7 protein-coding genes and 1 pseudogene are annotated in these 10,262 nt (G+C 67.0%); 7 read left to right on the top strand and 1 reads right to left on the bottom strand.

Going from position 1 to position 10,262, the window contains the following annotated elements; all coding sequences use genetic code 11:
* The 5 genes and pseudogenes from Q7T84_RS10925 to Q7T84_RS10905 form a co-directional block, all read left to right on the top strand.
* A pseudogene (locus Q7T84_RS10925) lies at positions 1 to 373 on the top strand (arginyltransferase); the annotation flags it as partial.
* Positions 374 to 530: 157 nt separating this feature from the next.
* The gene (locus Q7T84_RS10920; RefSeq protein ID WP_304808667.1) at positions 531 to 1,205 is read left to right on the top strand and encodes a DnaA ATPase domain-containing protein; all 675 of its coding nucleotides are present in this window, start codon (positions 531 to 533) and stop codon (positions 1,203 to 1,205) included.
* Between the two features lie 57 nt (positions 1,206 to 1,262).
* Positions 1,263 to 3,461, top strand: coding sequence for an RNA degradosome polyphosphate kinase (locus tag Q7T84_RS10915; protein WP_304808665.1), 2,199 nt, complete (start codon positions 1,263 to 1,265; stop codon positions 3,459 to 3,461).
* A complete protein-coding gene (locus Q7T84_RS10910) occupies positions 3,442 to 4,977 on the top strand; it encodes a Ppx/GppA phosphatase family protein (RefSeq protein WP_304808663.1) in 1,536 nt (511 codons plus the stop codon). Before Q7T84_RS10915 ends, Q7T84_RS10910 begins: the two co-directional genes overlap by 20 nt.
* A 16-nt stretch (positions 4,978 to 4,993) precedes the next feature.
* The gene (locus Q7T84_RS10905) at positions 4,994 to 5,251 is read left to right on the top strand and encodes a helix-hairpin-helix domain-containing protein (RefSeq protein WP_304808661.1); all 258 of its coding nucleotides are present in this window, start codon (positions 4,994 to 4,996) and stop codon (positions 5,249 to 5,251) included.
* A 16-nt stretch (positions 5,252 to 5,267) separates the two neighbouring features.
* Here the strand turns inward: Q7T84_RS10905 and Q7T84_RS10900 are convergent, their stop codons facing one another.
* Positions 5,268 to 7,076 carry an acyclic terpene utilization AtuA family protein gene (locus Q7T84_RS10900; RefSeq protein WP_304808659.1) on the bottom strand — a complete coding sequence of 603 codons (1,809 nt, stop codon included), beginning with the start codon at positions 7,074 to 7,076 and terminating at the stop codon, positions 5,268 to 5,270.
* 182 nt (positions 7,077 to 7,258) lie between these two features.
* Between Q7T84_RS10900 and Q7T84_RS10895 the strand changes: the two genes are divergently transcribed.
* Entirely contained in the window at positions 7,259 to 8,659 is a 1,401-nt protein-coding gene (locus Q7T84_RS10895) for an alkaline phosphatase (RefSeq protein WP_304808657.1), read from the top strand.
* Positions 8,660 to 8,722: 63 nt separating this feature from the next.
* Positions 8,723 to 9,976 (top strand): serine hydrolase, encoded by a 1,254-nt coding sequence (locus Q7T84_RS10890; RefSeq protein WP_304808655.1) that lies wholly within the window; start codon positions 8,723 to 8,725, stop codon positions 9,974 to 9,976.
* The last annotated feature ends 286 nt before the right edge of the window (positions 9,977 to 10,262 follow it).

Genomic DNA, 10,262 nt, shown 5'->3' with positions numbered 1-10,262 from the left:
GCCCGACTATGTCGCCATGGTCGAGGACACCGCGGTCCGCACCCACATCATCGAGTACCGCCTGCGCTCCAATGACGGCGGACCCGGCGACCTGATCGCCTGCGCCTTGGTCGACCTGATGAGCGACGGCCTCAGCCTGGTCTATTCGTTCTACGACCCGACCATGACCAAGCGCAGCCTCGGCTCGTTCGTGATCCTCGATCACGTCGTCCAGGCCTGCCTGACGGAAATCCCCTACGTCTATCTAGGATACTGGGTCCGGGGCTCGGAGAAGATGGACTACAAGGTCCGCTTCTCGCCGATCGAACTGCTCCGACCCGAAGGCTGGTCGCTGATGTCGGCGCGCGACCGGGTCCGCCCCGTCGAAGCCTGACTGACCCTGGCGGCGCACGTCAGCCGGCCGCAGGGTCGGCGTCAAAGTTGTCCCTCAATTTCGCCAAGTCATCCCCAAGCCCCACCGCGCAATACATCGACCCGCCCTCAACGGCTTGGTAAACTACGCCCGTGTTTCAGTTGGTTGGACCAAGCGCATGACACGGCAACTGCGCCTGGAACTCAGGCGTCCAGCCTCTTTTACCCGCCGGGATTTCGTCAAGGGTCCGTCCAACGCCCAGGCGATCGCCGCGCTGGATCTCTGGCCTGCCTGGCCGGGCGGCGCGCTGGCCCTTTTCGGACCGACCGGCAGCGGCAAGACCCATCTTGCCCGCGAATGGGCGGCGCGCGTCGGCGCGATCACCCTGGATCGACAATCGCCTGACATCGCTGCGGCGGCGGGGCGCCCGGTGTTGCTAGAGGACGTTGACCAGGGCGTCGACAACGAGGCGCTGTTCCATCTGATCAACATGGCCGCGCGCGAGGGCGGCGGCCTATTGCTGACGGCGCGCGAGGCGCCGGCCGCCTGGCGCGCCGAGTTGCCCGATCTGCGCTCGCGCCTCAACGCCCTGCTGCTGGCCGAAATCGAGGAGCCGGACGACGAAGTCCTGGAAGGCGTGCTCAAGAAATTCTTCCGCGAACGGAGCATTCGCGCGCCGAAGGAGGTCTATCCCTACCTGCTGCGCCGCATGGAGAGATCGATCCCCTATGCTCGCGAACTCGTGAAGCGGCTGGATGAAGCCGCCGACGATGAACAACGCCCTATTTCGCGCATACTTGCACGACAGATTCTTGAAGATGATAGCGAGAATCTTGACCTTTTCGATGGATGACTTGCGGCACATTTCGGGTTGGGTCAGAACTCAACCATGCCTACGGACGCTGAATCCATGACCTACGCCGCCCCTGGTCCGCGGCCCGCCGACGCGACGCCCCTCGTGCTGAACTCCGAGTTGGCCGGCTCGCCCGAACGCTTCTTCAACCGGGAAATTTCCTGGCTCGCCTTCAATGAGCGCGTGCTGGACGAGAGCAAGAACCCGCGTCATCCGCTGCTGGAGCGCCTGCGGTTCCTTTCGATCTCGGCCAACAACCTCGACGAATTCTACATGGTCCGAGTGGCCGGCCTGAAGGCCCAGGCCCGCGAGGATCTGCGGGTCGTCTCCCAGGACGGCCTCACCCCCATCGAGCAATTGGTGCGCGTCAACGCCGAGGCGGCCAATCTGATGGCCGATCAGCAAGGCCAATGGCGCAAACTGCGTGACGAGATCGCCGCGCAAGGCCTCATCGTCATCGGCGAGGAGCAGGTCACCGCTGCCGAGAAACAGGCGCTGGAAGCCACCTTCGTCACCCGGATTTTCCCGGTCCTGACCCCGCTCGCCATCGACCCGGCTCACCCCTTCCCATTCATTCCGAACCTCGCCTTCTGCATCGTGTTGAAGCTGAAGCGGGTGTCGGACGGCCGCCCGCTCTACGCCCTGGTGCCGATTCCGGCCCAGGTGGCCCGTTTCTGGGAACTGCCGGCCGCGCCCAGCCGCCGGAAGTTCCCAGATCGCCGGTTCATCAGCCTGGAAAGCCTGACCTCCCTGTTCCTCGACCACCTGTTCCCCGACAGCGAGATCGAGGCCAAGGGGGTTTTCCGCCTGATCCGCGACAGTGACGTCGAGATCGAGGAAGAGGCCGAGGACCTGGTGCGTGAGTTCGAGTTGCGGCTGAAGCAGCGCCGCCTCGGTTCCGTCGTCCGGGTCGAGATCGAGGCCGCCATGTCGGCCGAACTGCGAACCTTCATCGTCGAGAACCTACACGCCAAGCAGGAGGATATAATCCTCATCGACGGCCTGCTGGGGCTGGACGAGCTGTCGCAGCTCATTCCCGCCAACCGGCCGGACCTGAAGTTCAAACCGTTCGAGGCCCGCTTCCCCGAGCGGATCCGCGACCATGGCGGCGACTGCTTCGCCGCCATCCGCGACAAGGACATCCTGGTTCACCACCCGTTCGAGAGCTTCGACGTGGTTGTCCAGTTCCTGCGCCAGGCCGCGCGCGATCCCAATGTCCTGGCGATCAAACAGACCCTCTACCGGACCTCGTCCGACAGCCCGATCGTCGCCGCGCTCATCGAGGCCGCCGAAAACGGCAAGAACGTCACCGCCCTGGTCGAGATCAAGGCCCGCTTCGACGAGGAAGCGAACCTGAAATGGGCCCGCGACCTGGAACGCGCCGGCGTCCACGTCGTCTTCGGCTTCGTGGAGTACAAGACCCACGCCAAGCTCTCGATGGTGGTCCGCAAGGAAGGCGATACGCTGCGCACCTACTGCCACTTCGGGACCGGCAACTATCATCCGGTCACGGCGCGGATCTATACGGACCTGTCGCTGTTCACCTGCGATCCGGCCATGGGCCGTGACAGCGCCCGGCTGTTCAACTTCATCACTGGTTACGCACGTCCCGACGGCCTGGAGAAGCTTTCGCCTTCGCCGCTGACCATGAAGGCCGACCTGCTCACCTACATCATGCGCGAAGTCCAGAACGCCAATGACGGCAAGCCGGCCGCCATCTGGGCGAAGCTGAACTCGCTGGTCGATCCGGTCATCATCGATGCGCTCTACGAGGCCAGCCAGGCCGGTGTCTCCATCGATCTGATCATTCGCGGCATCTGCTGCCTGCGTCCCGGCGTGCCGGGCCTGTCGGAGAACATTCGGGTCAAGTCGATCGTCGGCCGTTTCCTGGAACATGCCCGCATCGTGGCCTTCGGCAACGGCGCGCCCATGCCCTCGGCGGAGAACCGGGTCTTCATTTCGTCGGCGGACTGGATGCCGCGCAATCTGGACCGCCGAGTCGAGTGCCTCACCCCGGTCGAGAACCCCACTGTCCACCAGCAGGTCCTGCAACAGATCATGGTGGCTAATCTCAAAGACGAAGCGCAAAGCTGGACGCTCGACGCGGACGGCCGCTATACCCGCGATCCATCATGGGATCACCCGAGCGCCTTCTCCGCGCACGAGTACTTCATGACTAATCCCAGCCTGTCGGGCCGGGGCCAAAAGGTGAAGGACATGCCGCGCGCGATCGATCATGTGGCCCCGCGCGGATAGCCGGGCCCTCGCCCCTGATCCCGGTCCTGGAGCTTTCAAGGACCTAGGTTCCCGCCAAACCGCCGTCATCGACGTCGGCTCCAACTCCGTGCGCCTGGTGATCTATCGGCTGGAAGGCCGCGCGATCTGGACCGTCTTCAACGAAAAGGCCCTCGCTGGCCTTGGCCGCGACCTGCCCGTCACGGGACGCCTGTCGCCCGACGGCGTCGAGACCGCCCTGGTCGCCCTGCGCCGTTTCCGCGCCGCGCTCAGCGGCTGGGACCGGACCGACATCTTCGCCGTGGCCACCGCCGCCGTTCGTGAGGCCTCTGACGGCCCGGCCTTCCTGGCGCGCGTCGAGATGGAGACCGGCCTGCGTCTGCGCGTCCTATCGGGCATTGAGGAAGCCCGCTACGCCGCGCTCGGCGTCCTGGCCGGCCAGCCCGACGCCACCGGCGTCGTCGGCGACATGGGCGGCTCCAGCCTGGAACTCGTGCACCTCGACGCCGGGGTGCCCCGCGACGGCGTCACCTTGCCGCTCGGCCCCTTCGCCCTAGGCGCGCCCAAGCCGCTCGACGTAGACAAGATGCGCAAGGTGATCGAAGGCCGGCTGAACAACGCCGGCCCGCTCTTCCGCACCCGTGAATTCCACGCGGTCGGCGGCGCTTGGCGGAACCTGGCCCTCCTGCACATGGAGATGGCCGACTATCCGCTGCGCGTGGCCCACCAGTACGAGATGAACCGCTCCGACGCCGTCGACGTCGCCCGTTTCGTCGCGCGCCAATCGCGGGGCTCGCTGGAGCGGATGCAGGGTCTGTCGAAGAAGCGCTTCGACACCCTGCCCTATTCGGCCCTGGTGCTCGACGCCTTGATCGAGCGCCTCGGCATTGAGCGGATCGTGATCTCCGCCTACGGCCTGCGCGAGGGCCTTCTGTTGGAGGCCATGCCGCCCGAGGAAGCAGCCCAGGATCCGCTGATCGAGGGCTGCGAGGCCCTGACCACGGTGCGCGGGCTTTCCTGCGATCTCGGCATGGCGCTACACGCCTGGCTCGACCCGGCCTTCAGCCGCCTCCAGCCGGTGTTCGGTCCGCGTGAGCCGATCTTGACCGCCGCGGCCTGCCGCCTGGCAGATCTCGGCGCGCGGCTTCACCCCGACCATCGCGGCGAGCTAGCCTTCGAACAGGTGCTGCGCGCGCCTATCGCCGGGATGAGCCACCCCGAACGGGCCTTCCTGGCCTGCGCCGCCTTCGCCCGCCACTCTTCGGCCCCGGCGACGCCAGAGCCGGGCACCGTGTCCAAGGTGCTGTCGGTGGAACGCCGCCAGCGAGCCCGCGCGCTGGGCTCGGCCATCCGGCTCGGCTGCGATCTCTCCGGCCGCAACGCCAGCCTGCTCAGCCACTGCACCCTGGCGATCGAGGGTGACCGCCTGGTCCTCAGGGCTCAGGATGGTTGGTCGGACATGCTGCTGGGCGAACAGACCGCCAAGCGCGCCCAGGCCCTGGCCCAGGCGCTGAAACTCAAGCTACAGTTGGGCTAGGAAGCCCGGAGTCGTCATGGCCTTTCCAGCCCACGAACGGACCATCCTGCTCGCCGTCAGGGGCGTCGGCCCCACGGTCGTCCAGCGCCTTGAGGAGCTGGGCGTCGAAGATCTCGCCACCCTGGCCCAGCAGGACGCCACGGCTCTCTGCCTCGCGGCCTCCGCGCAGCTGGGCTCGACCTGCTGGCGCAACAGCCCGCAGGCCCGCGCCGCCATCACCGGCGCGATCGACGCCGCCCGCGGGGCGCAGGCCCAGGATGACGAGGGGCATTGAGAGACCGCGCCTCTCGCTACCCGCCCACCAGGCTCGCCGGAACCTCAATCTCTATGTCCAGCAGCTGCTGAGCCTTGCCCTTGGCGAGCGGGTCCAGCCGTAGGCTTGAGAACTGCCCACCGCCCAACGCCTGGATGCAGTGCAGATTGATCGCCTGCAGCCCCGGCAGCTCGTAGCAGAGCACCTTGGGCGCCTTCGCCCCCTCGAACTCATGAGCGAAGAACGCCTGCACCGCCTCCGCGCCCAGGCCGCGCCGGATCCAAGGCAGATATTCGGGCTTGCGCGCGATGACCCCGATGTTGAAGGCGTCGCCCTTGTCGCCCGACCGCGCCCAGGCCAGGTCGATCAACGGCCGGCGCACCAATTCACCGTCCGCCTTGGGCGGCTCGGGAACCTCCGGTCTCACGACCTCGGCGGGATCAAAAACTCTTGGCGGCGGTTCGGCCCGAACCTCGCGCGTTTCCTCGCCAAGGCTCACAAGCGCCGGAACCTCGGTGCGCGGCAGCAACACCGAATAGACCCGCGCCACCGGTGTTATGGTCGGCGCGCCGCCGAACCAGCCTGTCGATCCGACGCTCATCGACGTGGTGGGCGAGGCGAATTCACGGGCCAGCAACCCTAGCGCCTCGGCGCTCTCATGCTCAGCGCCGACCCGGGCGACCACCTCGCGCACGGCCCGCGCCTCCGGTCGGGCCTGGGCTCCATAGGAGGCCTCGGCCCCAAGAAGCTCGATCCGATGGTCACGGATGGGCGGCAGGTTGCGGCCCCGCAGCATCTCCGAAAGTCGCTCCACCAAGGCCTGCGCCTGGCGCTCGGCCTTGCGGGCCGCATCGCGCCCGACAACCGGCATCGCACCGATGAAGCGGTAGCCGTCCTCGAAGGTGATGCAGACCTTGTAGGCACCGCTCGGCGGATAGCCTTTCGCGCCGGTGACCCGCACCCGGTTCTCACCCACGGCCTCGACCTTCACCTGTGTGAAGTCGCACACCACGTCCGGCAAGGCGTAGCCCTGAGGGTCGCCGACCTCATAGAGGATCTGCTCGGCCACGGCGGCAGGCGACACCAGCCCGCCTGTGCCCGGCGGCTTGCAGACCACGAAGCTGCCGTCGGCGTGGCACTCGATGACCGGATAACCGATGTGCGCCCAGTCGGGCACCTCCTCCCAGTCGGTGAACAGTCCGCCCGTCGCCTGGGCGCCGCACTCGATCACATGGCCGGCCAGCGAGCCGGCCGAGAGCAGATCGTAGTCAGCTCGCGTCCAGCCGAACTCATGCATCAGCGGCCCCAGCGCCAGGGCGCTGTCGACCACCCGACCGGTGATCACCATGTCCGCTCCGGCCGCCAGGGCCTCGGCGATCGGCCCGCCGCCGAAATAGGCGTTCGCGGTGAAAACGCGCTTGGGATCAGGGAACCCGGCGTCAGTGAACATCTCGGTCAGGCCCCGAGCCGCCAAGTCACCCAGCCGGTCCATCAGGTCGTCGCCCTCAACCACGGCTATCTTGAAGCTGAGACCGGCGGCGGCGGCCAGTTCCTCCATCCGCGTCCGGCAGGCCCGCGGATTGAGCCCGCCGGCGTTGGTGACGATCTTCACGCCCTGGGCCTTCAGCTCATGAAGGTTGTCCTTCCAGACCCACTCGGTGAAATCACGGGCATAGCCCTGATCGGGCCGCGCGGCCTTGAGCTGGCCTAGCGACGACATCGTCGCCTCCGCCAGATAGTCGAGGATCATGTAGTCCAGGCGGCCGCCCTTCAGCAGTTGCGGCGCGGCCACCGAGGAGTCGCCGAGAAAGCCGCCGGCGCCACCAATCCTGACAATCTTGACCATCACCACCCTCACTGAACCACAGGCCGTCAGGTTAGGGCGCCTGCCGTAACGGCCACCTAGCCCGCCCTGACATCAAACCGACATCGACCCTTCATGCCCACGTGATGAACGCCGCCGATGAACGCGCCCAAGAGGCTATCGCCCCAGGGGTGGCCAGCCAGTGCGTCAGTGGAGTTGTGGTGATGAGCGAAATAACTTGGTCGCGTGCCCGACATAGGTCGGCCGCCCTGCTGCTCAGCGCCGCGATTTTCGCCTTGGCTGTCCCGGCCAGCGCCGCCGAACGCGCCAAGAACGTGATCCTGTTCATCGGCGACGGCATGGGCGTGGCGACCCTGACCGCCGCGCGGATCTACGAGGCCCAGCAGCGCGGCGCGGACGGCGCCTCCAACCACCTGTCGTTCGAAGCCTTCCCCAACCTCGGCCTGGTGCGGACCTATTCCGCCGACAGCCTGGTCACCGACTCAGCGGCCGGCGCCTCGGCGATCCTGACCGGCCAACGGACCCTCAACGGGGCGCTCGGCGTCAACGACCAGGTCCGCCGCGGCGACTGCGCCTCGGTCACTGGCTCTACGGTTCCGACCCTGGCCGAACTGGCCCGCCGAAAGGGACTGGCGACCGGGGTCGTCTCCACCGCCGCGATCACCGACGCCACCCCGGCCTCGCTCTACGCCCACACTCCGTCGCGTCAGTGGCAGTCCGACGCTGACCTGCCGCCTGAAGCGGTCGCCGCCGGCTGCAAGGACATTGCCCGGCAGATGCTGGACGGTCCGAAGGCCCTGCAACTCGACGTCATGCTCGGCGGCGGCGGCGGGGCCTTTCTCCCCGGCGAGGCCGACGGCAAGCGGCTCGACGGCCGCGACCTGACCGCCGAGTGGCGCGCCAGCGGCGGCGCCTATGTGAAGACCGGGTCAGCCCTGGCCGCCGTTCCCAAGGGGACGAAGCGGCTGCTCGGTCTGTTCGCGCCCGGAAACATGATGCGGGAGAACGCCCGCACCGCCACTCAGACCGACGCCCCGCGCCTGACGCAGATGACCGTGAAGGCCATCGAGGTCCTGTCGCAAAACAAGCAGGGCTATTTCCTGATGGTCGAAGGCGCGTTGATCGACAAGGCTCACCACATTAGCCTGGCCCAGGAAGCCCTGAACGAGACCGTGGAGCTTTCCAAGGCGGTCGCCGCCGCGCTGGCCATGACCGATCCCAAGGACACCCTGATCATCGTCACGGCCGACCACAGCCATGGCCTGACCATCAACGGCGGCGCGCGCGACACCTCGATCCTGGGCCTGCTGCCCGGCAATGAGGACGATCCGGCCAAGGCGCTCGACGGCAAGGCGGTTCCGATCCTGATGTACGCCAGCGGTCCCGGCGCGGCGCCGGTGGGTGAACTCCGCCCGGACCCGGCGCAGCTCGACACGGCCGATCCGGACCAGCGCAACTTCGCCGCCGTCCCGCTCTACAGCGCCGCCCACACTGGCGAGGACATCGCCACCTACGCCACCGGACCCGGCGCACAAGGCGTCCACGGCCTGATGGACCATCCGGCGGTGTTCGAGGTGATGCGCAAGGCCCTGGCCCTGCCCTAGGCGCCGCCCATACCCCCAACTAGAATGAGTTCAACAAGAACGAATCCATTTCGGGGGATATCCATGACGCTGACACGCCAAGGCCTGCTGGCCGGCCTCTTCGCGACCGCCGCGCTCATTGCGCTTCCGGTTCAGGCGCAGGTGAAGCTCGACGCGCCGGCCTCGGTCGGCATGTCCGCCGAGGGCCTGAAGGGCATCGATCAGGCCATGCACGGCCTCGTGGACCAGGGCCGGCTGGCCGGGGTCACCACCCTGGTCGCCCGTCACGGCAAGGTCGTCCATTTCGACGCCTATGGCGTCCAGGACGTGAACTCCAAGACGCCGATGCAGCGCGACACCATCTTCCGCATCGCCTCGATGACCAAGCCGGTCACCGGTGTGGCGATGATGATCCTCTTCGAAGAGGGCAAGTGGAAGCTGGACGACCCGGTCGCCAAGTTCATTCCCGAGTTCGCCGACCTCAAGGTCAAGGGCCCGGCCGGGACCCTGGTCGCCCAAACCCATCCCATGACCATGCGCGAACTGATGAGCCACACCGCCGGCTTTGACGTCTCGGCCGGCTATGCGCCCGATGTCACCGACCGTAACCAACCGCTGCAAGCGATGATCGACAAGCTGGCCAAGCTGCCGCTCGCCACCCAGCCGGGAGCCGACTGGCGCTATGGTCCCAGCGTCAATATCCAGGGCTACTTGGTCGAGAAGCTGTCGGGCCAGCCGCTCGACGTCTTCTTCCAGACCCGCATCTTCGACCCGCTGAAGATGCCTGACACCGGGTTCGCGGTCGCGCCCGCCAAGCTGCCGCGCGTCAGCGCCATCCACAGCTACGACACGCAGAAGAAGCTGATCGCACCGCCCAACCCCATCGACGCCTCGGTGAAGCCGGCGCTGCTGTCGGGCTCCGGCGGCCTGCTCTCCACCACGCAGGACTACTGGCGCTTCTCCCAGATGCTGCTGAACGGCGGTGAACTAGACGACGCGCGGATCCTGAAGCCCGAAACGGTCAAGCTGATGCGCCAGAACGTCCTCAAGGACGGCGTGCTGGTCGATCTCTATGGCCCCAGCATGGACGGCGTCGGCTTTGGCATGGACTTCGCGGTGATCCTCGACCCCGCCAAAGCCCAGACCCCGCAGGGCAAGGACAGCTACTACTGGGGCGGCGCCTTCGGGACCTGGTTCTGGATCGACCCGACCAATGACCTGGTCTTTGTCGGCATGATCCAGAACCTCAACGGCTCGATCCCCGGCCGCGACACGCCCGAGGTCCGCTCGATCTCGTATCCGCTGGTCTACAAGGCCCTGACCGATCCGAAGAAGTAGGCCCAAATAGCAAGAAGGCGGCGCTGCGGTTTCCCACGGCGTCGCCTTCTCATCCAGGCTCTGCAGCCTGAGGTCTCGAGGTCTTCGACGCTTCTGGTTCGCGAGGTCGCCCTGGCCGGCCGTCTTCGTCGTCGTGACCCTGTCGAGATCGATGTCCGGGTCGCCCCGGTCGCCAGTCTCTCGGAGTCTTCTGCTTGCTGGGTGGTCCGGTCTCCCGGGTCTCCTGCGCGGCAGTTCCTTTCGACAATTGGAGGCTCGCGCCGATCGGATCGGCTGGCAAGCGGAC

It is taken from the genome of Phenylobacterium sp., assembly GCF_030654915.1.
Classification (GTDB): domain Bacteria; phylum Pseudomonadota; class Alphaproteobacteria; order Caulobacterales; family Caulobacteraceae; genus Phenylobacterium.
This window is presented reverse-complemented; position numbering and strand designations above follow the sequence as displayed.

Coding starts and splice junctions, on each gene's coding strand:
- Q7T84_RS10920 (WP_304808667.1), top strand. CDS start 531: ATGACACGGCAACTGCGCCTGGAACTCAGGCGTCCAGCCTCTTTTACC.
- Q7T84_RS10915 (WP_304808665.1), top strand. CDS start 1,263: ATGACCTACGCCGCCCCTGGTCCGCGGCCCGCCGACGCGACGCCCCTC.
- Q7T84_RS10910 (WP_304808663.1), top strand. CDS start 3,442: ATGTGGCCCCGCGCGGATAGCCGGGCCCTCGCCCCTGATCCCGGTCCT.
- Q7T84_RS10905 (WP_304808661.1), top strand. CDS start 4,994: ATGGCCTTTCCAGCCCACGAACGGACCATCCTGCTCGCCGTCAGGGGC.
- Q7T84_RS10900 (WP_304808659.1), bottom strand. CDS start 7,076: ATGGTCAAGATTGTCAGGATTGGTGGCGCCGGCGGCTTTCTCGGCGAC.
- Q7T84_RS10895 (WP_304808657.1), top strand. CDS start 7,259: ATGAGCGAAATAACTTGGTCGCGTGCCCGACATAGGTCGGCCGCCCTG.
- Q7T84_RS10890 (WP_304808655.1), top strand. CDS start 8,723: ATGACGCTGACACGCCAAGGCCTGCTGGCCGGCCTCTTCGCGACCGCC.